The organism is Klebsiella sp. M5al (genome assembly GCF_002090195.1).
GTDB classification, from domain to species: Bacteria; Pseudomonadota; Gammaproteobacteria; order Enterobacterales; family Enterobacteriaceae; genus Klebsiella; species Klebsiella grimontii.
This window is the reverse complement of record NZ_CP020657.1, coordinates 5,697,186-5,720,785: the sequence shown is the minus strand read 5'-3', so window position 1 is coordinate 5,720,785 and position 23,600 is coordinate 5,697,186. Positions and strand designations below refer to the sequence as shown.

Below are 23,600 nucleotides of genomic sequence, written 5' to 3'. Positions count from 1 at the left end.
GGGAAACCTGCCTCGCTATGAATAAGGAGGCCGGTATGAAGTATTTGGGGCTGGATATCGGCGGGAGCAAAATCGCTGCCGTAGTGATGGATGAACAGGGCCATGAATGGAGGCGTTTTCGCGTTGAAACGCGAAAACAGACCCGGCAGCAGTTTATTGCAACGCTGGTGGAGTTAATCACCGCGATTGGTGATGAGCTGGCTCAGCCTTTGGCTATCGGTATCGCCCTGCCGGGGAGTATCTCCCCGCAGAGCGGCAAGATCCGCAATGCCAATATTCAGGTCATCAACGGCTGCCGCTTACAGGATGAGCTTGAGCAGCGCCTGGGCCAGTCGGTTGTGCTGGCGAACGATGGCAACTGTTTCGCTTTATCAGAGGCCTGCGATGGCGCAGGCGCCGATTATTCACTGGTATTTGGCATGACGCTGGGGACCGGATGCGGGGGCGGTATTGCGCTTAATCGCCAGATTTTCCCCGGCGCGTCAGGGATTGCGGCGGAGTGTGGGCATATCACGCTGCCGGGATATCAGGAGGTCAACGATGGGCCGCCCGCGCGCTGCTATTGCGGAAAATATAACTGCGTCGAGTCCTTTATTTCCGGCACCGGGCTGAGCGCGCGCTATCGTCTGCTGACCCAAGAGGCGCTCAGCAGTCAGGCTATTATCGCCCGGGCGCTGGAGGGCGAGCATGCCGCCTGCGAGCAGGTGCTGCGCTTTCGCCAGCAGCTGGCGCGGACGCTGGCGACGGTGGTGAATCTTATCGATCCCGGCGTGATTATTCTCGGCGGCGGTCTGTCTAACGTGGCGCTGCTGGTGAACGACCTGGAGGCGGATGTCGCCCCGCTGGTGTTTACCGACCATTTCATTACCCCCATCGTGCCTGCCCGACATGGCGACAGTAGCGGCATGCGCGGCGCAGCCTGGCTAGCCGTCCGAAGCGGAGTCGAAAATGAAACGTTCACAGATTAACTACGCGATTGATAAAGCGCACGCTATCGCCGAGTCCTTTCGCATTTGCTTACCCGAGTTTGCCAGCTTTACCGCCGATATCTGGGCGAAAAAGCGGACTGAAGAGTGGCGAGAAGTTCGGGATCTACAGCTTGGCTGGGATATTACCGATTTTGGCAGCGGCCGTTTTCAGGAAACCGGACTGACGCTGTTGACCCTGCGCAATGGCGCGCCGGGCGATTCGCGCTATCCCAAACCCTACGCCGAGAAGATGTTGCAGATTCAGCAGGATCAGCAAACCCCCTGGCATTTTCATTATCACAAAATGGAAGATATTCTGAACCGCGGCGGTGGCCGGCTCTGTCTGCAGCTGGCATGGGCAACAGAAGATGAACGGCTGGATATGCAGCGCAGCGTGAGCGTCGCGGTTGATGGCCGCCAGCGCACGCTGAAACCGGCAGAAACCCTGGTTCTTAACCCCGGACAGGGTGTTTGCTTGCCGCCCACGCTGTACCACCGTTTTTGGGCTGAAAACGCGCTGGTGATGGGCTGGGAAATTTCGATGGTGAACGATGATAAGCGCGATAACCGTTTTCTGGAAGAGAGCGGCCGCTTCCCGATGATTCAGGAAGATGAACCAAAAAAATGGTTATTGTGCAGTGAGTATGGGCGCTGAAAAGAGATAGACGTTGCCGAATCCACCACCCTCTTTAGCGGAGGGTTTTTTTATTCCATTTTGTCTAAAAAAGTAACGTTCATTTCATTCTGGTGATTGATACCACAGACGCCAGCGCCGCCGGGTGATAGCGTAGTTTAGCGCTGAGAGGAGCCCGGTATGGATTTAGAAAACATCTTTCGTGACGTGAAGCTAAGCAAAACGGAAATGACCGTGCTGCGTTTTATTCAGAACGATCCTGAGCAATGCGTTCGCGAGGGGATCCGCGCCGTGGCGGAGCACTGTTATAGCAATCCCTCTTCGCTGGTGCGCCTGGCGAAGAAGCTGAAATTCAGCGGCTGGCTGGAGCTGGTCTATTTTATTAAATTCAATATCACCATGCCCAAACTCGATGTGACCAACGACATCGATTATATGAGCATTCAGCCGGCGGAGCGGATAGCTCCGCTGCTGGAAAGCCTGCAACATCACCGCATTTTGATTCACGGCAGCGGCTTTTCGCAGCTGATCGCCCAGTATATCTACAATAAATTTTTGGTGACCGGGGTGAATGCCAGCCTGGCGCTGTGGCCGGATTACGAAATTCTCGAGCAGAAGAACGCCGCCAAATTTGATTCGATCTGGATTATTTCCAAATCCGGACGCAGCAGTTCGGCGCTGAACTGGGTGAAAGCGCTGGAAGGCAAGGAGATTAACCTGGTCTGCTTTACCGGCGATTATCAAAGCCCGCTGGCGCAGGCGGCGGATACGGCGTTTATCATTCATGACCCGCAAAAGTTTGATGACGATATTTACTGGAGCAATCCGTTTTTCGGCTACTGCATACTCGGCTTTGAGCGGCTGCTGAAGATGTGGTTTATGCAGGCGGGCCTTCCCGGAGGCGGCGCCTGAAGCGCCTGTCCTGGCTACCCGGCCCGCAGTCGGTGGAGAACCCGTAGCCCGGTCAGCGCAGCGCCACCGGGAGGAAACAGCGTTGATTTATCAGGTCTGGCACCTTTCCCGGAGGCGGCGCCTGAAGCGCCTGTCCTGTCTACCCGGCCCGCAGTCGGCGGTGAACCTGTAGCCCGGTCAGCGCAGCGCCACCGGGAGGAAACAGCGTAGATTTATCAGGTCTGGCACCTTTCCCGGAGGCGGCGCCTGAAGCGCTGTCCTGGCTACCCGACCCGCAGTCGGTGGTGAACTCGTAGCCCGGTCAGCGCAGCGCCACCGGGAGGAAACAGCGTTGATTTATCAGGGCTGGCACATTTCCCGGAGGCGGCGCCTGTCGGGGCTACCGGCCCGCAGTCGGTGGAGAACCCGTAGCCCGGATAAGGCGTTAGCCGCCATCCGGGGGATTTTACCGGACGTTTATTGCCAGTCGGCGAACTGCTTATCGTCGAGATAGGCTTCAACCAACGTTTTCGCCAGCGAATACGAGCCGACCAGCGGATGCGCCATTAGCGCCCGTACCGCCAGCGATTTATCGCGCTGCAGAATCGCCGCCACCGCCAGCCGCTCATACTCTTTCACGCTGGCGATCATATTTTTCTGCGCCGTCGGCACATGCTTCGGTGTCACTGGCTTCAGGCCGTCTTTACTCAGGTCGCAGCTGATCTCAATCACATCATCCGGGCGCAGGAAGTCCAGCGTGCCGTTGTTCGACATCGACACCACGATACGCTTGGTGGCGGTGCTGTTGACCGCCTCCAGAATATCCAGCGCCACGCCCGCGTAGCCGCCGGTATCCGGCTCCTCGATAAACTGCTTTAAGGTCAACGGCTCGCGGGTATGGAATTTTTCCTGCTGCGACTCGTTCTGCATATAGCTATTTTCCCGGCGCAGATAGTGCTTCATCCAGAGGGTAAACGCCGCTTCCGGGTTGGCTTTCACATCCACGGTCCGCAGCTCTTCGCGCATATCGTGATTGATGCGGGCAATCTGCTCGCCGCGGGTTTCCGGCGCGTTCTGAATCGCTTTTAAAGCCACTTCGCGATAGTAGTAGTAATAAAGATATTCATTCAGCAGCTGCTTATCGCACAGCTGAACCAGCTCCGGTGAAAAGTACTGCATTGCCGTCTTGCGATACAGGTCCGGGCTGGCGATCAGGCGCTCGGTGACATCCTCGCCGCGCACGGTGAAGTGGGTAAACCAGGAGAAGTGGTTCAGCCCGTAGCACTCGACGCCGAGATCGCGCTCGTCGCAGCCGAGGATTGCCGGCAGCTCGCGAATCAGCTCCGACGGCGCGTCGCAGATGCCGTACACCCGACGCTTAAAGCCGGATTTGATAATCGCCTCGGTGACCAGGCCCGACGGGTTGGTGAAGTTAAACAGAATGGCGTCTTCGGCGGCATGTTCTTCAATCAGGCGGCAGTAGTTGAGAATCGCCGGAATGGAGCGCATCGCCATGGCGAATCCGCCCGCCCCGGTGGTCTCCTGACCCAGCGTATTGTGCTCCAGGGCGATACGCTCGTCGCGGATCCGGCTCTCATCGCCGCCGACCCGCAGGGTGGTGATCACATAGTGGCTATTTTTCAGCGCCGGCACCGGGTCGCTGGTCACGCTGAAGTGAATATCCGGGCGAATAGCATTAAACACATAGCGGGCAATCTCGCCGAATATCGCCAGGTTCTCCGCGGAGCTGTCGAGAAATACCACTTCCGTTAACCCAATGCGGTGCGCATTATATGCCAGAGATTTTGCCAGAAACGCAGAGCGAACGCCGCCCCCGCCTAATACGGTTAATTTCATAAATCACTCCCAATTAATTTTCTGCTAGCCAGCTATCAACCCGGGAACGAACCTGTCCCACTTTGACGCCGTAAATAACCTGAACTTCATTTCGATTTCGTACTACGCCATTTGCGCCGGTGCTTTTTAATATCGTATCGTCAACCAGATCCATATTATGAATAGCGACGCGCAGGCGGGTGAAACAGTTGTCGACGGAAATAATGTTCTCTTTACCACCCAAGCCATTGATAATTTCGTTAGTCACCGACTGCGGTTCGCCCATTTTTTTACGATAATCCGCCTTGCTATATAACTTCACGTTTTCATCGTCTTCACGACCCGGCGTTTTGAGATTCAACTTAACGACCAGGGTGCGGAAGATAACGTAGTAGACGGCGAACTGACCGATCCCGATAAGCACGTAGCCGGGCCAGCGCGTCAGGGATACCGGCAGCGGCAGGTTGTAAATCAGGAACTCAATCAGCCCGGAAGCGCCCCAGGGACGCACGGTAAAGATGTCGCAAATCGCCTGCGAGGCCGCGGTTAAGGTGGCGTGGATCACCCACAGCAGCGGCGAAACGAACAGGAAGGTAAACTCAATCGGCTCGGTGATGCCGGTGAGCATGGAGGTGATAATGGCCGGCAGCAGAATCGCTTTGGCCATCATTTTTTTCTCCGGTTTCGCCGTGTGGTAGAACGCCAGCGAGGCGCCGGCCAGGCCGAAGATGGTGGTCATCCCCTGCTGCGAGAAACGCAGCGCCTCGTTCATCACCGGGGTTAAATCCGGGTGGCGCATATAGGCGAGGAAAATCGCCTGGGTACCGGAGACGACCTGGCCGTCGACGCTCAGCGTGCCGCCGATTTGCGTGAGCTGGAACGGCGACCAGACGAAGTGGTGCAGGCCGGTGGGGATGAGGAATTTTTCAAAGAAGCCGTAAACGAAGACTCCCGCTACGCCGGCGTTTTTCATAAAACCGGTCAGCGCCGCGATGCCGTGGGTCATAAACGGCCAGAACCAGGTAAAGGCGATGGCGTAGAAAATGACGACCGGCGTCATCGCCACCAGCGTCAGCTTGGCTCCGCCGTACATGGAGAGCGCGCCGGGTAGTTCAATCGTCGAGACTTTGTTATGCACCCAGGCGATGGTGCAGCCGAGAATAATCCCGAGGAAAACCCCCATATCGACCACCACAAAGCCCAGCAGCTGAGTCTGCCCGGTACCGTAATATTCGCCGTTAATTTTTTCCGCAAGGCCGTGGGTATGCTCCAGCCACGAGTGGTTAGCGCCAAGAAACATGATAAAACACATTACCGAAACCAGCGCGACTTCGGTTTTTTTATCTTTTGCCAGACCATAGCTAATGCCGACGCAAAAGAGTAATCCCAGATTGCCGAATAAAGGCCAGAAGGTATCGCCGAGGAGCTGTCCGAGCTGGTGTAAAAAACTGGTCTCCGAAATTAATGTTGGGTTAGTTAAGACTGAACTGAGTGCCAAAATTAAGCCAATGACCGGCAAGAACAATACTGCGCCGATCATTGCTCTGGAGAATTTTTGCATATTCTCCAGAATACGCTGACGTATTACGGACATGGTTGTTCCTTTATTTTTGTAGGTTCAGGGACTTTAATTATTTTTTTAACTTCCAGTATTTTTGTTATAGCAAGTCCGTTATTTGAAAGGAACAGGTTGCGGGAAATAGGTACAAACAGCCGCTTAATGGCAACAGGTTTCGCGAATGGAACAGGCCCCTCTCCCGTGGGGAGAGGGGGGAGGGAGAGGGAAAGTCAGGGAGTCGTTGTCGCCGGTGCTGAAGGGGGCTGGGGGCTGGAGACCTCCCCGTTGCGCATCACCTGCGCCACCTGCTGTTTCTCCATATTTATCGCGCTAAGCTGCCCGTTGACGGTCGGCTTCAGCGGCGCATCCGCCTGCACGCTGCCGGTCGCCGTCAGCTGAAGGTTCCCGTCGCCGGAAACCGGCAGCGCGGGCCAGCCCCACGCCTGCAAAATATTCAGCGGCACGCCGCGACCGTTGAGGCTCAGGTTGACCTGGCGCTGCGGGAGCTGCGACACCGCCGCGGTGGCTTGCAGGATCCCACGCTCGGTAAAGGCGCTGAGCTCGTTAACGTTCACCGTTGAGGCGTTGGCGCTCAGCTTCAGCGACGGGCGGCGGACGTCAATCCGGTTAAACGTCGCGGCGGCGGCGTTCAGCGTCGCGCTACCGCTCCACACGCCCCAGCTGCGGTTTTTCACCAGCTGCAGCTCGCCGCCGTAGCCGTCAAGCGCGGTGATTTGCCACGGGAACGCCGGTTCAATATCGATAATCAGGTTGCGGCTGGCGCTGAACTTTCTCAGCGTCAGGCTTTGCAGCCAGTCGGGCAGCGGCGCCATCCACAGCTGCTTCCAGTTGTCCGGCAGGGTGTATTCCAGCCCGGCGAACGCCGCGTCATCCAGCACCAGGGCGTGGCCGGCGCGCAGCCAGTTGCCGGATGTGCGCACCATGCCGCCCTCCCAGCGTGAGGTGAACTGGCGCAGCGCGATGCCCTGCGGTGAGAACCCGGCGTTAAGGATCGGGTCGAGGAAGTGCAGCGAGCCGTAAATAAACTCGTTGGCGTTCATCGACAGCGTACCCTCCTGGCTTTGCCAGTCGCCGCGGCTCAGGGTGAGGTTGCGCAGATTAAGGTCGAGACCGGCGATCGCCCAGTCAGGCCCCTGCAGGCTAGCGTCGGTGACATCAAGGCGGCCAATCTGTAGCGAGGGCAGGGTAGTCAGCGGCGCGAAAAAGTCGGCGAGGGATTTATCGCTTTGCAGGCGGATTTCGCTGAGGCGCAAATTATCGACCTGCCAGCCGCCGTCGGCGCTGCGTTTCGCCGTGCCGGTGAGCGTACCGCGGGCGACGTCCGCTCCAATGGTCGAGAGGGACACTTCGCCGTTATCAATATTCCCCTGAATCAGCACGTTGCTGGCTTCAATACCGTTGAGCGTCATCGAACCGGCGCTGATCTGAATCTGCGTTTTCTTGCCGAGCACGTTGCCCGCTTCCGGCGCCCACGGGCTGACGCCGCCGGTGACGCGCTGCGCGCTCAGATCCCAGTCGCTCTCCGGGCTGTTGAACGCCATATTGCGCAGCTGCAGACGGTCGGCGGCGAACGGCAGCGCCGCAGAGGAAGGGGAAAAGTTTAGCGTGCCGTCGCTGAGGACGATTTCGTCGGCATGCAGCGGGTCGCTAAACTGGCGGCTGCTAAAACCAATATCCACCGTTTGCGCCACCAGCGTGGCGGGTTTGCCGTCGCGGCCGAGGGTGACGTTTTGCAGCTGCAGGTGCATCGGCGAGGAGAAATTATGGTTCATCTTGTTGAAAGAGACCTTCCAGCCGGTGCCGTCGCTTAGCCAGGCGCTGGCCTGGCGCCCACCCCACTGGGTTTGCAGCAGGAAGTAAGCGGCAATAATCACCACCAGCAGGGCAATCAGCAGCCAGAGAATCAGCTTTCTGAGAAATTTCATGATCTTCGATCCTGAGCGAGGCACATAAGGCTGTTATGCCCGAATTATGCGCAATCCTCAAGACAGGAATTGTGTAATGAGATGATGTGAGATTGATGATGCAGACGCCCCGGCCAGCATCGCGCGGCCGGAGCGTCAGAGAGGATCAGTTTTTCTCTGGCGGGAAAATCAGATTCAGCACAATCGCCGTGATACCGCCAGCAGCGATACCCGAGGAGAGCAGGTTCTTCAGCCAGTCAGGGGCGAACTGCAGGATCAGCGGCTGCTGGGAGACGCCAAGGCCGACGGCCAGCGACAGGGCGATAATCAGGATCGCCCGGCGGTTCAGCGGCTCGCGGGAGACGATACGCACGCCGGAGGCGGCGATGGTGCCGAACATGACCAGCGTCGCGCCGCCGAGCACCGGCTCAGGAATATGCTGTACAAAACCGCTCACCGCCGGGAACAGCCCGAGCACGATCAGCATCAGCGCGACCACGAAACCGACATAGCGGCTGGCGACGCCGGTCAGCTGTATCACGCCGTTGTTCTGGCCAAAGCAGGAGTTCGGGAAGGTATTGAATACCGCCGAGACGAAGGAGTTCAGGCCGTTAGCCAGCACGCCGCCCTTCAGACGCTTCATATAGAGCGGGCCGGAAACCGGCTGCTCGGAGACGTCAGAGGTGGCGGTAATATCGCCGATGGTTTCCAGCGAGGTAATCATAAACACCAGCATCAGCGGCAGCAGCAGGTTCCAGTCGATGCCCAGCCCGTAGTACAGCGGCGTAGGCACCATAATCAGGCTGCTTTCCGTCGGCGCGGTATTGGCCGGCAGCATATCGAGCAACCATGCCGCCAGGTAGCCGGCCGCCATCGCGATAACCAGCGAAGCGATGCGCAGATATGGGTTGCGCTGGCGGTTAAGGATAATGATCAGCGCCAGCACGATGCCCGCCAGCAGCAGATTTTTCGGCGCGCCGAAGGTGTGATCGGCCATAGCCGCGTAGCCGCCGCCGATGGAGGTCAGGCCAACCTGAATCAGCGACAGGCCGATAATCATCACCACCACGCCGGAGACCAGCGGGGTAATAATGCGGCGGGCGAGATGCAGGACGCGGGAGAGAACCATCTCCGTACAGCTGGCCAGCATCAGGGTGCCGAACAGCGCGGCCATCATGGTCGGAACATCGGCGCCGCCGGTTTTCAGCGCGGTGCCGCCCATGATCAGCGGCGCGACGAAGTTAAAGCTGGTGCCCTGAATTGAGAGCAGACCGGAGCCGACCGGGCCCCAGGCTTTGATTTGAATGATGGATGCCACGCCGGAGGCGAAAAGGGACATGCTGATGATGTGTTGCGTATCCTGAGCCGGAAGGCCCAGGGCCTGGCAAATTAACAGCGCCGGAGTGATGACCGCGACAAACATCGCCAGCAGGTGCTGGAACGCGGCGAACAGGGTTTGCGGTAGCGGCGGGCGGTCTTCGAGGCGGTAGATTAATTCGCTGGTTTGCTTGTGCGCAACCGGTTGCGCATTTTCTGACTCTGCGGTGTTAACGGACATCACAACAATCCCAAAGGTGGCAAAGCGGGGATTTTATCGGACTGTAGACCAAAAGCAAACGTTTGCCACTCGTTAGCGATAAATATTTATACAAGGAATAGGCAACAAACATTTATTAACATTTTGTATGCTTGATCGCATCAATATCCCTACAAAATATCTTTTCCTGTCCTTTTTTCCACACTTCTGCTTAAAATCCCTTCCCGATTACTCATGATGAGAAGCAATCGACACCGGGAATATCGTCGCGTGTGAATGGATCATGCGCCTATAAGGAGCTCTTTTTTATGTTTCATCTCGATACCTTATCGACGCTCGTTGCCGCAACTTTAGTGTTGCTACTGGGTAGAAAACTCGTTCAAACCGTTCCTTTCCTCAAGAAATACACCATTCCTGAGCCCGTCGCGGGCGGCCTGCTGGTCGCGCTGGCGCTGCTGGTATTAAAGAAAAGCATGGATATCGAAATTGATTTCGATATGAGCCTGAAAGATCCGCTAATGCTGGCGTTCTTCGCCACTATCGGCCTCAACGCCAACCTCGCCAGCCTGCGGGCTGGCGGTAAAGTCGTGGGGACGTTCCTGATTGTGGTGGTGGGGCTGCTGCTGCTGCAAAACGCCCTCGGTATCGGCATGGCGAAGCTGCTGGGCCTCGACCCGTTGATGGGGCTGCTGGCCGGTTCGATTACCCTTTCCGGCGGCCACGGTACTGGCGCGGCGTGGAGTAAGTTGTTTGTTGAGCGCTATGGTTTCGCCAACGCCACCGAAGTGGCGATGGCTTGCGCAACCTTCGGCCTCGTCCTTGGCGGCCTGATCGGCGGGCCGGTGGCGCGCTATCTGGTTAAGCACTCTTCTTCCCCTGACGGCACACCGGACGATCAGCTCGCGCCGACCGCGTTTGAAAAGCCGGATATGGGGCGCATGATCACCTCGCTGGTGCTGATTGAGAGCATTGCGCTGATCGCCATCTGCTTAACGGTAGGGAAGATCGTTGCGCAACTGCTGGCGGGAACCGTATTTGAACTGCCCACTTTCGTTTGCGTATTGTTTATCGGCGTGATCCTGAGCAACAGCCTGTCGGCGCTGGGGCTGTATCGCGTGTTCGATCGCGCGGTGTCGGTGCTGGGTAACGTCAGTCTGTCGCTGTTCCTGGCGATGGCGCTGATGAGCCTGAAGCTGTGGGAGCTGGCGTCGTTGGCGCTGCCGATGATTGCCATTCTGGCGGTGCAGACGGTAGCGATGGCGCTGTATGCGGTGTTTGTGACCTACCGGATGATGGGTAAAAACTACGATGCCGCGGTGCTGGCCGCCGGCCACTGTGGTTTCGGCCTCGGCGCGACGCCGACGGCGATTGCCAACATGCAGGCGATAACCGACCGTTTCGGTCCGTCGCACATGGCGTTTCTGGTGGTGCCGATGGTGGGCGCGTTCTTTATCGATATCGTTAACGCGCTGGTGATTAAGCTCTATCTGCTGCTGCCGGTATTCGGCTGATAAAAACCCGGAGACGCTGCGCTACAGGCCAGCGCGGTTTTTGGTTTTGGTAGCCCGGCTAAGGCGTTTACGCCGCAAGCCGGGAATACCTCAACAAACTTACGCTTCGTCGTGCTCTTCCCACGCCAGCGCGCGTTTTACCGCTTTCTTCCAGCCGCTGTAGCGATAGTTACGCTCGGTGGTTTCAATTCCCGGACGGAACTCGCGCTCGATAACGGCTTTCTCCTGCAGCTCATCCAGATTCTGCCAGAAACCGACCGCCAGACCGGCCAGATAGGCTGCGCCCAGCGCCGTGACTTCACGGACTTCCGGGCGCTCCACGCGGGTGCCGAGAATATCGGACTGGAACTGCATCAGGAAGTTGTTGGCGACCGCTCCGCCATCAACGCGCAAGGCGTGCAGTCGGATCCCCGAGTCAGCCTGCATCGCTTCCAGCACGTCGCGGGTCTGATAGGCAATCGACTCCAGCGTGGCGCGAATAATGTGGTTGGAGTTTACGCCGCGGGTCAGGCCGAAGATCGCGCCGCGGGCGTACGGGTCCCAGTACGGCGCGCCGAGGCCGGTAAAGGCCGGAACGACGTACACGCCGTTGGTATCCTTCACTTTGGTGGCGAAATATTCGGAATCGAACGCGTCGCTAATCAGCTTCATCTCATCGCGCAGCCACTGAATGGAGGCGCCCGCCATAAACACCGCGCCTTCCAGCGCATAGTTCACCTCACCGCGCGGACCGCAGGCGATGGTGGTCAGCAGGCCGTGCGTTGACGTCACCGCTTTCTCGCCGGTATTCATCAGCATAAAGCAGCCGGTACCGTAGGTGTTTTTCGCCATTCCTTCTTTAACGCACAGCTGGCCGAACAGCGCAGCCTGCTGGTCGCCGGCGATACCGGCGATCGGAATACGCGTCCCGCCCTTACCGCCGATATTGGTCTGGCCGTACACTTCGGAAGATTTGCGCACTTCCGGCAGCATGGCGCGCGGGATATCCAGCGCGTCGAGCATTTTGTCGTCCCAGTCCAGCTCGTGGATATTGAACAGCATGGTACGCGAGGCGTTGGTGTAGTCGGTCACGTGAACGCGTCCCTGGGTCATTTTCCAGATAAGCCAGGTATCTACGGTGCCGAACAGCAGCTCGCCGCGTTTAGCGCGCTCGCGCGCGCCTTCGACGTGGTCAAGGATCCACTTCACTTTGGTGCCGGAGAAGTAGGGGTCAACCACCAGGCCGGTGGCCTTGCGGATGTACTCTTCCATGCCGTCGCGCTTGAGCTGCTCGCAGATTTCGGCGGTACGGCGGCACTGCCAGACGATAGCGTTATAAATCGGCTTGCCGGTTTCACGCTCCCACACGATGGCTGTTTCACGCTGGTTGGTGATACCGATCGCCGCGATTTCATCGGAGCTAATATCGGCTTTTGCCAGCACTTCGACCAGCGTAGAGCTTTGCGATGCCCAGATCTCCATCGGGTCGTGTTCAACCCAGCCTGGGCGCGGATAAATTTGTTCGAATTCTCGCTGAGAGACGCTGACGATATTGGCATCGTGATCCATTACCACGGCGCGGGAGCTGGTGGTGCCCTGGTCGAGCGCTACGATATATTTTTTGTCGGTCATAGTATGAGTCCCGTAGTCAGATTACAGCGAAGCTTTGTGTTGCGTCGTAGAGGGGGATGCGGCTTCTTTCTCTTCGACGACGCAGGTGTCGCAAGGCAGGTGGCGGCCAATCAGCTTGCGGTAGCAAAATGCGCCCAGCGCAGCACCGACGATTGGCGCGCACAGCGGCACCAGGAAATAAGGAATATCTTTGCCGCCGGTGAAAGCGACATTGCCCCAGCCTGCCAGCCAGGCGAAGGCTTTCGGTCCGATATCACGCGCCGGGTTCATGGCGAAGCCGGTCAGCGGGCCCATGGATGCGCCGATAACGGCGATCAGCAGACCAATCAGCAGCGGCGCCAGCGGGCCACGCGGCACGCCGTTGCCATCGTCGGTCAGCGCCAGAATGACGCCCATCAGGATAGCGGTAATCACCATTTCTACCGCGAAGGCCTGCACAAAATTGATATGCGGGTTCGGGTAAGTAGAAAAAATGCCTGCCAGCTCGAGACTTTCGACGCTACCGCGCACCATATTGTGGGTATGTTCGAAATCGAAGAAAAGATTGTAATAAAGCCCGTAAACTAAAGCCGCAGCGCAAAAGGCGCCAGCGAATTGCGCAATGATAAAAGGAACAACTTTACGACCGTCAAAACAGGCGAACAGCCACAGCGCGATGGTGACCGCCGGGTTAAGGTGCGCACCGGAAACCCCTGCGGTCAGGTAAATCGCCATGGCGACGCCCAGACCCCAGATGATGCTGATTTCCCATTGACCGAAGCTGGCTCCCGCGACCTTAAGCGCAGCGACGCACCCAACGCCGAAAAAGATCAACAACCCGGTACCGAGGAACTCTGCGATGCACTGGCCTTTTAGTGTTGATGTTTGGCTCATAATCGAATCCTGAAGCGTAGTGATGATTATTGTATGTGTGAAGGTCGCAGGCGACCACGCTGCCATGTAGGCATAGTGTTAATTTATCGTTAACGAACAAAAACGAGAAATATCGAAATTCAAATGTGTGTACCACGTCAATAAAATGAGCGTTTTCGCGCCATAAACGCGTGTTCGGTCGTTTGCGGGAGCGTTTCACCGCGCATTTTTTTACGCCTTGATTAACAATTACGAAAAACTGCCGGGTAAAAGCGGCGAACGGACCAGGTAAAGGCTGAAAAGTGTCGCAAACCGCAATCTACGCGGGTTGTCGCTGGACAGGGGCGACGGGGCTTCATACAATCGACTACATCACCACTGTAGTGCGCTAATTTTCGTTAAGGCGTCAACGCGTATACGAAACGGACGGTTTCTATCAACGCCTTGCAAGTTCAGGAGAGGTATGACGATGTCATTAGAAGTGTTTGAGAAATTAGAATCTAAAGTTCAGCAGGCGATTGATACCATCACTCTGTTACAGATGGAAATCGAAGAGCTGAAAGAGAAGAACAACACGCTGGCGCAGGAAGTACAGAGCGCACAGCACAGCCGTGAAGAGCTTGAGCGTGAAAACGGTCAGCTGAAAGAACAGCAGCAGGGCTGGCAGGATCGTCTGCAGGCGCTGCTGGGCCGTATGGAAGAAGTCTAACGCTTCCCGCCCTCTCCCGTTCGGGAGGGGGCAACACTTCCCCGTTCTATATACTCGCAAGTTATAGCCAATCTTTTTTTATTCTTTAATCATCAGTCCGCTTTCTGGCACGCTTAATCCATCACAACACTACATAAAGAGAGCGGTGCGATGAATAAGTGGGGCGTGGGGTTAACTCTGTTGCTGGCATCCGCCAGCGTTCTGGCAAAAGACATTCAACTATTAAACGTTTCTTACGATCCGACGCGCGAGCTGTACGAACAGTACAACAAAGCTTTTAGCGCCCACTGGAAGCAAGAAACCGGCGACAACGTGGTAATTCGTCAATCCCACGGCGGCTCCGGCAAACAGGCGACCTCGGTGATCAACGGTATTGAAGCCGACGTGGTGACCCTTGCGCTGGCCTATGACGTCGATGCAATTGCCGAACGCGGCCGAATCGACAAAAACTGGCTGAAACGTCTGCCGGATAACTCCGCGCCGTATACCTCCACCATCGTGTTCCTCGTACGTAAAGGCAACCCGAAGCAGATTCACGACTGGAACGACCTGATTAAACCAGGCGTGTCGGTGATTACCCCGAACCCGAAAAGCTCCGGCGGCGCGCGCTGGAACTATCTGGCGGCCTGGGGCTACGCCCTGCACCAGAACAATGGCGACCAGGCGAAGGCGCAGGAGTTCGTAAAAGCGCTGTTTAAGAACGTCGAAGTGCTGGATTCCGGCGCCCGGGGCGCGACGAACACCTTCGTAGAGCGCGGGATAGGCGATGTGCTGATCGCCTGGGAAAACGAAGCCCTGCTGGCGACCAATGAGCTGGGTAAAGATAAATTTGAGATCGTGACGCCGAGCGAATCGATTCTCGCCGAGCCGACGGTTTCCGTGGTGGATAAAGTGGTCGACAAGAAGGGCACTCGCCAGGTGGCGGAAGCGTATCTGAAGTACCTCTATTCGCCGGAAGGCCAGGAGATTGCGGCAAAGAACTTCTATCGCCCGCGTGACCCTGAAATAGCGAAAAAATACGCCGATGAGTTCCCGAAACTGAAGCTGTTCACCATTGATGACGTGTTTGGCGGCTGGACGAAAGCGCAGAAAGAGCACTTCTCCAACGGTGGCACCTTCGACCAGATCAATCAGCGTTAAATAGCCTCTTCTTATTCCCGGCAGCGGTGAGTTTGTCGGGAATAGGGGGTAGCCCGGACAGGCGCATAGCGCCGCCTCCGGGAAAACACACCGAACCTCTTCCTGTTTTCATTTAGTCATCAAACTGCGTTACTCTTCCGTTTCTGGCTGAGACAGGAAAATAGAATGCGAAGAGTACGATACCTTTTATTAGCGCTGCTGGTGGCGGTTGTGGCGGCGATGGCCGGCGGTTACTACTGGCTCCATTCCGGCAACCCTGACGCGTTGCGCAAAATTGTTCTACAACAGTGCGTCCCCAATCAACAGCAGCGCCAGAATCCCGCGCCCTGCGCGGAAGTGAACCTGAAGGGCGGCTATGTCCTGTTTAAAGACCGCAATGGCCCGCTGCAGTATCTACTGATGCCCACTTACCGCATTAACGGCACCGAAAGCCCGCTGCTGCTCAATCCCCTGACGCCGAACTTCTTCTGGCAGGCCTGGCAGGGGCGTGAAATCATGAGCCAGCATCGTGGTTCCGCCGTATCGGATGACGCGGTCTCCTTGACCATCAACTCGCGCAGCGGACGCACGCAAAATCATTTCCATATCCATATCTCCTGCCTGCGTCCCGATGTCCGTACTCAGCTGGACAAGGAAGCGCCCGCTATCAGCAGTCGCTGGTTGCCGCTGCCCGGTGGACTACTGGGCCACGAATATCTGGCGCGCCGGGTCACCGAAACGGAGCTGGCGCAGCGCAGCCCGTTCCTGATGCTGGCTGAAGAGGTGCCGGAAGCGCGCGAACATATGGGGCGTTTCGCGCTGGCGATGGCGAAGCAGAGCGACGGCTCGCTGGTGCTGCTGGCGACCGAGCGTAACCTGCTGACGCTGAATCGCGCATCGGCGGAAGAGATTCAGGACCATAGCTGCGCCATTCTGGCATCCCGTTAATTTCCTTTACGTTCCCGCCATTCATTATCTCCTTGATTCCTATCCCGGTTTAACGTCGGGGTAGGATCGGGTGTATAAAAATATGTGAAACCGATCAAAAGATATAAAGGTATACCTTTATATCTTTTTGAGGATCGTTACACTCTCTTCATAGCCTCCATTGCGTGTCTGACTGGTGGCTTATTTATAAAAACGTTTTTATTTCATGTAGTGACATCATTAATTGTTCCCTCTATTTGCGCGGCTAAGCGTAAAGGAATATCAACATGAAACTTTCTATCGTGGAAAAAATCGGCTTCGGCGCAGGAGATATGGCGATAAACGTTGTGATCATCGCCATGCAGCTGCTTCTCGCCTATTTTTATACCGATATCTACGGCCTGAGCGCCGCTGATGTCGGCGTACTTTTCGTGGTTGTGCGGATGATCGATGCCATTATCGATCCGGCCATGGGCGTCCTTACCGATAAGCTGAATACGCGCTGGGGACGCTATCGCCCGTGGCTGCTGTGGTTTGCCATCCCTTTTGGCTTCGCCGTTTATTTAATGTTTATCACGCCTGATATGGTTTATATGGCCAAGCTGGCGTGGGCCTATGGCACCTATATTCTGATGACCCTGGTCTATACCGCTATCACTATTCCCTATATCTCGATGATTGGCGTGATTACCAGCGATCCCGTGGAACGGCTAAGCGCAAACGGCTATCGCTTTGTGATGACCAAAATTGCCGCTTTCCTGGTCACTATTGTCGTCCCGATGCTTGCCGTCTGGCTGGGGCAGGGCAACAAGGCGCTGGGTTACCAGTTTTCTATGGGGCTAATGGGCGCGATGGGGGCCCTGCTGTTTATCTTCTGTTTTCTCACCACCCGTGAACGTAGCGAGCCGGAAATTACTTCGCTATCGGTAGGGAAGCAGTTTAAGTATCTGTTACGTAACGATCAGTGGATTATTCTTGGGGTTGTTATTTTATTGCTGATGTGCGGTTACGTTATTCGCGGTTCCGTCGCGGCCTATTATGCCAAGTATTATCTTAATGGCGGCGATAGCCTGATTTCACCTTTTCTGACTACCGGCGTTGTCGCCTCTATTCTGGCGATGATCGCCACCACCTGGATAACCAAGTTCTGGGATAAAATTAAGATGTTCCGCTACACCCAGATTATTACCTTTGTACTAAGCGCGATGATGTATTTCTTCGTCGGGCGTGAAAATCTTATCCTGGCATTTACGTTCTATTTTCTTATTAATTTCTTCTGCGATATGCAAATGCCGGTGTTCTGGTCCTCTATCGCCGAAGCGGTGGATTATGGCGAAAAGAAAACCGGGCTGCGGGTATCCGGCCTCGCGTTTGGCGGCATTCTCTTCTTCCAGAAGTTTGGTATGGGGATCGCGGGGGGCGTACTGGGATTTCTGCTGAGCCACTTTGGCTATCAGGCCGACGTTGAACAGAGCGCGCGTTCGCTCACCGGTATTGCGCTGATGATGACGCTCATTCCGGCACTGTTCCATCTTGCGGTTGGGCTGCTTATGAAAAAGTATCTGATTAATAACGAATATTATCGTGATATTCAGCTCGCCCTTGCGCAAAAACAGGCATAAGGAGGCGTAAATGAATGCCATGAATAAGGTTTGGGCGATCGGAGACGCCTCCGTAGACCTGGTACCGGAAAAACAGAACAGCTACCTGAAATGTCCCGGAGGCGCTTCGGCGAACGTGGGGGTCTGCGTTGCCAGGCTGGGCGGAACGTGCGGTTTTATCGGCTGCCTTGGCGACGATGACGCCGGGCGTTTCCTGCGCCAGGTTTTTCAGGATAACGGCGTCGATGTCTCTTCGCTGCGGCTGGATGCGAGCCTGACCAGTGCGGTACTGATCGTCAATCTGACGGCTGACGGCGAGCGCAGCTTTACCTATCTGGTGCATCCGGGGGCTGATACCTACGTTTCACCTCAGGATCTGCCGACGTTCAGAAAATACGAATGGTTTTACTTTAGCTCCATTGGTCTCACCGACAGTCCCGCTCGCGAGGCATGTCTTGAGGGCGCGCGAAGAATGCGGGAGGCCGGCGGCTACGTTCTGTTTGATGTCAACTTGCGCAGCAAGATGTGGCGCAATACCGCTGAGATCCCTGACCTGATCGCCCGCTCCGCTGCGCTGGCGTCTATCTGCAAAGTCTCGGCCGATGAGCTGTGTCAGCTGAGCGGCGCCAGCCACTGGCAGGATGCGCGGTATTACATGCGCGATCTGGGCTGTGATACCACCATCATTTCGTTGGGGGCCGAAGGGGCGTTGCTCATCACCGCCGAGGGAGAGTTCCTTTTTCCCGCCCCGCGCGTGGAGGTCGTCGATACCACCGGAGCTGGCGATGCCTTTGTCGGCGGCCTGCTGTTCACGCTTTCCCGCGAAAACTACTGGAATCATGCCTTGCTGGCGGAGGCCATCAGCAATGCCAACGCCTGCGGCGCAATGGCGGTGACGGCAAAAGGGGCAATGACCGCTCTGCCGTATCCCGACCAGCTCAATACTTTTCTGTCCAGCCGTTCGCTGGCACAAGCCATGACCGTGAAATAAGGAGTCATCATGCACGTTGATCAAAACAAAATACTGGGATGCCTGGTAGGCGCCGCTGCAGCGGACGCGATGGGCGCGGCGACGGAAGTACGGACCCAGCAGCAAATTAAGGACTATTTCGGCGGCTGGGTAACGACCTTTCAAAAACCGCCAGCGGATACGTTTGGCCGCTGCAACGAAGCGGGTATGTGCACGGATGATTTTATTCAGGCGAAATACATTATGGACGCGCTGCTGCGTCATCAGCGCCAGGTCAGCGATGAGGCGATGCGCGAGGCCTTCCAGCAGTGGCTGGATTACCCTTACTACGCCAACTTTACCGGCCCGACGACGCGTGCGGCAATGAAAGCGATATTCAATGACAATCGTGCCTCCTTGCAGGGCGATCTTGAAGGCGAAAAGCAGTCGGTACAGATTATTAATAAGGGAAACGCGGAAGCCACCAACGGCGCCGCCATGAAGATTTGGCCGGCGGCGGTGCTGCATCCGGGGGATATTGACGCGGCGATTCACTGCGCGCTGCAGATTTGCCGCTTTACGCATAATAACGTGCTGGCGATGTCCGGCGCAGCGGCGATGGCGGCGGCAACCAGCGAAGCATTAAGATCGCAGACCAATGCGGACACCATTATTGCCGCCGGTATTTATGGTGCGCAAAGAGGCTATCTGCTGGCGCAGGAGCAAGGGGCGATGATGGTGGCAGGCCCATCCGTTGCCCGACGCATCGAGCTGGCCGTGGCTATCGGTCAACGCCATCGTCATTGGGAAACGGCGGTGGTGGAACTTGCCGATATTATTGGTTCCGGGCTGCACGTCAGTGAAGCCGTACCGGCGGCCTTTGGCCTGTTCGCGTGTTGTCCGAATTCTGCCGTAGATGCTATTATCTCCGGCGTTAATATCGGCAATGATACTGATACTGTCGCTACCATGGTTGGAGCGATTTCCGGCGCATTCCATGGCGTGGAGGCTTTTCCCGCCGATTATTTAACGACCTTGGATCGTATGAATCATTTCGATTTGGCACAACTGGCCAGGCAAATCGCAGGGTAGCGAATTCACCCTGCCGGGGACGGTAAAACGTCCCCTGCTGGCGAAGACGTGAGGTGCGCAGTTTGCAGGTTGATAAAACGAGCTTTACTCCGCTTTATAAGCAACTATTTTTTATCATCTGTCAGCAGATTCAGAATGGGTCCTTGCCGTTAGGCAGCCAGCTGCCGACGCAAAAAGAGGTTGCCAGAGCCTATAACGTCTCGCTCATCGTGGTTAAACAGGCCTGGAGCGAATTAATCAATGCGGGCATTATTTCGTCCCAGCGCGGAAGCGGATCGGTAGTGTGCTCAGTGCCGGAGGGAGTGAGCTACGGCCACACGTTTCGCGGCATTACCAGCGATCTTCAGGATGCCAGCGTCGAGATTGAGAACCGTATTCTTGAGATTGCGCCGCGTCGCGCGCGTGACGCTCAGGCAGATGGTTTGAGCCTGCCCGCCCATCATCATTATCTCTATATCTCGCGTATTCGTTGCCTGAATAATCGTCCGTTTAACCATGAAAAGATCTATCTCGATCTTAGCTTCTTTCCCGATCTGCAGCTCACGCCAGAGGCGCTGGAACATACGTCGCTTTATTCGCTATTAAACGTCACCAGTGACTCGGCGATTGAAAAGGTTGAGGCGATCTTACCTTCCCCCGACCTGTGCGAAAAACTGCAGATCGCGGCGAATAAACCACTATTATCCGTCGCCAGACAGACGTTTCAGGCCGGGCATAACAGCCCTTTTGAATATTGCCGTTATTACGTGCTGTCGGAATACTTTGGCGAAATTCATTATCACTAATCTGCCCGCACCGGTGTTGTCATAACCCCACTATATCTGGCGTTTACCTGTCCTGTTGTCCGTCGTATTCTTGCTGAAAAAAACGACAGGAGACAGGTATGTCGCTCTGGTTTTCCCACCCTCTGTTCCTTCCCTCTATCATCGTCGGCATCACTATTCTCCTCTGGGCGACCTCTTTACTACCGGAGTTTATGACCGCGCTGCTGTTTTTTGCCGCGGCGATGATCGCCAAAATCGCGCCGCCGGAGGTGATTTTCGGCGGCTTTGCCTCATCGGCGTTCTGGCTGGTGTTCAGCGGCTTTGTGCTGGGGATCGCTATCCGCAAAACCGGACTTGCGGACAGGGCGGCGCGGTCGCTTTCGTCGCGGCTGACCGACTCCTGGCCGCTGATGGTCGCCAGCGTGGTGCTGCTCAGCTATGCCTTGGCGTTTGTGATGCCGTCCAATATGGGACGTATCGCGCTGCTGATGCCGATTGTGGCGGCAATGGCCAGGCGTGCCGGTATTGAAGAGGGGACGCGCCCGTGGTTTGGCCTGGCGCTGGCGGTGGGGTTCGGTACCTTCCAGCTGTCTGCCACCATCCTACCCGCCAACGTCCCGAATCTGGTGATGAGCGGCGCGGCGGAGGGATCATATGGTATTCACCTGAATTACCTGCCCTATTTACTGCTGCATACGCCGGTGCTCGGCTGGCTCAAAGGCGCTGTGCTGATTGCATTAATATGCTGGCTGTTTCCCGGAAAACCGCACCCGCCGCGCGACATGACGCCGCTGCCGCCGATGAGCCGCGATGAGAAGCGCCTGGCGTGGCTGCTGGCGGTGGTGCTGACGCTCTGGGTGACCGAAAGCTGGCACGGCGTGGGGCCGGCCTGGACGGGGCTGGCGGCGGCGGTGGTAACGCTGCTGCCGCGGGTCGGCTTTATCAGCGGCGAGGAGTTTTCCAGCGGCGTGAATATCCGCACCTGTATTTACGTTGCCGGCATTCTCGGGCTGGCTATCACCGTGACCCAAACTGGTATCGGCGGCGTGGTGGGCAATGCGCTGCTGCAGATTATGCCGCTGGATAAAGAGAGTCCGTTTACCAGCTTTCTCGCGTTGACCGGCATTACCAGCGCGCTGAACTTTATCATGACCGCCAACGGCGTACCGGCGCTGTATACCACCTTCGCGCAGAGCTTCTCCGATGCGACCGGCTTCCCGCTGCTGAGCGTGATTATGATTCAGGTGCTGGGGTACTCCACGCCGCTGCTGCCGTATCAAGCGTCACCGATTGTGGTGGCGATGGGGCTGGGGAAAGTGCCTGCAAGGGCGGGAATGCTGCTGTGTATCGCGCTGGCGGCGGTGAGCTATTTGATTCTGCTGCCGCTGGACTATCTATGGTATCAGGCGTTGGGGAAACTATAGCGGGGTAAAAAACCCGGCTTGCGCTGTGCTGAGCCGGGCTACAAATATTGCAGATTTCTGGTCAGTAGCCCGGTTGCGAAGCGCGACCGGGGGTAGCCTTTAAAGCGAATTACGCTTTTTTCGCGGCTTCTGCTGCTTTAACGATCACCGCGAAAGCGTCAGCTTTCAGGGATGCGCCGCCAACCAGCGCGCCGTCGATGTCCGGCTGGGTGAACAGCTCCGCTGCGTTGCCCGCGTTAACGGAACCGCCGTACTGGATGATCACTTGTTCAGCCACTTTCGCATCGGCTTTCGCGATGTGATCGCGAATGAATTTGTGCACCGCCTGGGCCTGAGCCGGGGTAGCGGATTTGCCGGTACCGATCGCCCATACGGGTTCGTAAGCGATAACCACGCCTTCGAAGGCCGCCGCGCCCTGAGTTTTCAGAACGGCGTCGATTTGACGGGCGCACACTTCTTCGGTTTTGCCCGCTTCGTTTTCCGCTTCGGTTTCACCGATGCACAGAACCGGGATCAGACCCTGCTCTTTCAGTACCGCGAATTTTTTAGCGATCAGCTCGTCGGACTCTTTGTGGTAGGTACGACGCTCGGAGTGGCCGATGATGATGTACTGAGCGCCGATGTCTTTCAGCATTTCAGCGCTTGTTTCGCCGGTGAATGCGCCGGACAGGTTCAGGTCAACGTTCTGCGCGCCCAGGTGAATGTGGCTGCCGGCAGCGGCTTGTTTCGCCAGGTCGATGTACATTTCAGGCGGAGCAATTGCAACTGCACAGCCGGTCACGCCAGCCAGTTCGGTACGCAGGTTCGCGACCAGTTCGTTTACCATGTGGCGGCTGCCGTTCAGTTTCCAGTTACCCATCACTAAAGGATGTCGCATTTTTATTCTCCACGCTTCAAAGCGAATTAAGGAATATAGCCGCCCCCGAGGGCAGCATGGTCTGTGAAACAGTATAGAGATTCATCACTGGAAAGGCTTTGCTTTTTGTCATTTATTGTTGTTTTCCAGCGTTTCAGATAGCGCCAGCTTAATCGGTTCAACAGCGAAGGTCAGCCCCTTTTCGCCGTTGTCCGCCACCACATAGCGCACCGCGCCTTCGGTTTCGCTGAAGTAACGTTTGCCTTTTCCGGCGGTCAGCAGTTTTTGCAATTTTTGCTGGCTTTGCGTCTGACTTAGCGTGGGCACAAAAGCGCGCATCACGGCGCTCATATACTCCAGGGCCCTGGCTTTCGCCGCTTTCTGCTGTGGCCCCTGAATCGGTAGCCAGGTTATTTGCATCGATTTAATTTTGAGGGTTCCACGTTCAAGCGCGGTCGACGCGTAGAGGTTCTCATTGATCTTGGTGGCGGCGCGGGTCAGGTTCGCCTGGTCTTTGCTGGCGGCGACGGCGCGAAATTCATTGAGCGTTAGCTTCGGGTTATCGCGATTGAATTTTTCCCGAAACTCGCTGATGGAAATATCAAAGACCGGCGCGCCGGAGAGAAGATAGGGTGCCGTAGCGCTGGCGTCTGACTCGGCGGACAACGCCTTTTGGCCAACGGATAACGCCGCCAGCCCAATCAAACATAAGGTTGCCCACTTCTTCATGCCCATCTTCCCTTTTTTTATCTGCTGACGATTAAAACGAGAACCGTCACGCTTGTCAAAAAGTCACGCCTTCAGGGTAAACTACGTCGGTGATGATGATAAGGAAT

At 56.5% G+C, this 23,600-nt stretch carries 20 protein-coding genes; 12 read left to right on the top strand and 8 right to left on the bottom strand.

All coding sequences use genetic code 11. The annotated features are described in order from the left end of the window. Nucleotides 1-35 precede the first annotated feature (35 nt). From BWI76_RS27555 to BWI76_RS27545, 3 genes are all read left to right on the top strand, one after another. Nucleotides 36-968 (top strand): ROK family protein, encoded by a 933-nt coding sequence (locus BWI76_RS27555; protein ID WP_004137667.1) that lies wholly within the window; start codon nt 36-38, stop codon nt 966-968. Next, the gene (locus BWI76_RS27550) at nt 949-1,623 is read left to right on the top strand and encodes a D-lyxose/D-mannose family sugar isomerase (protein ID WP_004137669.1); all 675 of its coding nucleotides are present in this window, start codon (nt 949-951) and stop codon (nt 1,621-1,623) included. Before BWI76_RS27555 ends, BWI76_RS27550 begins: the two co-directional genes overlap by 20 nt. Before the next feature lie 159 nt (nt 1,624-1,782). After that, nucleotides 1,783-2,514, top strand: a complete 732-nt coding sequence (locus BWI76_RS27545) for a MurR/RpiR family transcriptional regulator (protein ID WP_004126732.1) — start codon at nt 1,783-1,785, stop codon at nt 2,512-2,514. Between the two features lie 456 nt (nt 2,515-2,970). Here BWI76_RS27545 and BWI76_RS27540 read toward each other — a convergent pair whose 3' ends face one another. The 4 genes from BWI76_RS27540 to BWI76_RS27525 form a co-directional block, all read right to left on the bottom strand. Then, nucleotides 2,971-4,350: a glycoside hydrolase gene (locus tag BWI76_RS27540; RefSeq protein WP_024359698.1), complete on the bottom strand. Its 1,380-nt coding sequence runs from the start codon at nt 4,348-4,350 to the stop codon at nt 2,971-2,973. A gap of 13 nt (nt 4,351-4,363) precedes the next feature. After that, a complete protein-coding gene (locus BWI76_RS27535; protein WP_004137673.1) occupies nt 4,364-5,923 on the bottom strand; it encodes a PTS transporter subunit EIIC in 1,560 nt (519 codons plus the stop codon). 194 nt (nt 5,924-6,117) lie between these two features. Next, complete coding sequence (locus BWI76_RS27530; RefSeq protein WP_004137674.1) at nt 6,118-7,833, bottom strand: AsmA family protein; 1,716 nt, start codon at nt 7,831-7,833, stop codon at nt 6,118-6,120. Nucleotides 7,834-7,978: 145 nt separating this feature from the next. Further along, complete coding sequence (locus tag BWI76_RS27525) at nt 7,979-9,370, bottom strand: nucleobase:cation symporter-2 family protein (RefSeq protein WP_004137676.1); 1,392 nt, start codon at nt 9,368-9,370, stop codon at nt 7,979-7,981. A gap of 287 nt (nt 9,371-9,657) precedes the next feature. On the opposite strand from BWI76_RS27525, the gene gltS reads away from it, so the two are divergent. Beyond that, the gene (gene gltS / locus BWI76_RS27520) at nt 9,658-10,860 is read left to right on the top strand and encodes a sodium/glutamate symporter (protein ID WP_024359700.1); all 1,203 of its coding nucleotides are present in this window, start codon (nt 9,658-9,660) and stop codon (nt 10,858-10,860) included. A 99-nt stretch (nt 10,861-10,959) separates the two neighbouring features. Here the strand turns inward: gltS and glpK are convergent, their stop codons facing one another. After that, nucleotides 10,960-12,471 carry a glycerol kinase GlpK gene (gene glpK / locus BWI76_RS27515; protein WP_004126722.1) on the bottom strand — a complete coding sequence of 504 codons (1,512 nt, stop codon included), beginning with the start codon at nt 12,469-12,471 and terminating at the stop codon, nt 10,960-10,962. 21 nt (nt 12,472-12,492) lie between these two features. Next, complete coding sequence (locus BWI76_RS27510; protein WP_004106970.1) at nt 12,493-13,344, bottom strand: MIP/aquaporin family protein; 852 nt, start codon at nt 13,342-13,344, stop codon at nt 12,493-12,495. Between the two features lie 442 nt (nt 13,345-13,786). Here BWI76_RS27510 and zapB point away from each other — a divergent pair, with 442 nt between their 5' ends. From zapB to BWI76_RS27470, 8 genes are all read left to right on the top strand, one after another. Next, complete coding sequence (gene zapB / locus BWI76_RS27505) at nt 13,787-14,032, top strand: septal ring assembly protein ZapB (RefSeq protein ID WP_009652751.1); 246 nt, start codon at nt 13,787-13,789, stop codon at nt 14,030-14,032. Nucleotides 14,033-14,182: 150 nt separating this feature from the next. Beyond that, on the top strand, nt 14,183-15,172 hold the full coding sequence (locus BWI76_RS27500) for a sulfate ABC transporter substrate-binding protein (protein ID WP_004137680.1): 990 nt from the start codon (nt 14,183-14,185) through the stop codon (nt 15,170-15,172). Between the two features lie 165 nt (nt 15,173-15,337). Next, on the top strand, nt 15,338-16,099 hold the full coding sequence (locus tag BWI76_RS27495) for a CDP-diacylglycerol diphosphatase (RefSeq protein ID WP_004137683.1): 762 nt from the start codon (nt 15,338-15,340) through the stop codon (nt 16,097-16,099). 266 nt (nt 16,100-16,365) lie between these two features. Continuing rightward, a complete protein-coding gene (locus BWI76_RS27490; RefSeq protein WP_049086947.1) occupies nt 16,366-17,700 on the top strand; it encodes an MFS transporter in 1,335 nt (444 codons plus the stop codon). 10 nt (nt 17,701-17,710) lie between these two features. Beyond that, a complete protein-coding gene (locus tag BWI76_RS27485) occupies nt 17,711-18,670 on the top strand; it encodes an aminoimidazole riboside kinase (RefSeq protein WP_004137687.1) in 960 nt (319 codons plus the stop codon). Between the two features lie 9 nt (nt 18,671-18,679). Beyond that, entirely contained in the window at nt 18,680-19,720 is a 1,041-nt protein-coding gene (locus tag BWI76_RS27480; RefSeq protein WP_004137689.1) for an ADP-ribosylglycohydrolase family protein, read from the top strand. A 62-nt stretch (nt 19,721-19,782) separates the two neighbouring features. Next, nucleotides 19,783-20,505, top strand: coding sequence for a GntR family transcriptional regulator (locus BWI76_RS27475; RefSeq protein WP_004137691.1), 723 nt, complete (start codon nt 19,783-19,785; stop codon nt 20,503-20,505). A gap of 98 nt (nt 20,506-20,603) precedes the next feature. Next, a complete protein-coding gene (locus BWI76_RS27470) occupies nt 20,604-21,908 on the top strand; it encodes an SLC13 family permease (protein ID WP_004137693.1) in 1,305 nt (434 codons plus the stop codon). Nucleotides 21,909-22,017: 109 nt separating this feature from the next. Here BWI76_RS27470 and tpiA read toward each other — a convergent pair whose 3' ends face one another. Next, entirely contained in the window at nt 22,018-22,785 is a 768-nt protein-coding gene (gene tpiA / locus BWI76_RS27465) for a triose-phosphate isomerase (protein ID WP_004126701.1), read from the bottom strand. 108 nt (nt 22,786-22,893) lie between these two features. Further along, the gene (locus BWI76_RS27460; protein WP_004137694.1) at nt 22,894-23,493 is read right to left on the bottom strand and encodes a DUF1454 family protein; all 600 of its coding nucleotides are present in this window, start codon (nt 23,491-23,493) and stop codon (nt 22,894-22,896) included. Nucleotides 23,494-23,600: the final 107 nt, after the last annotated feature.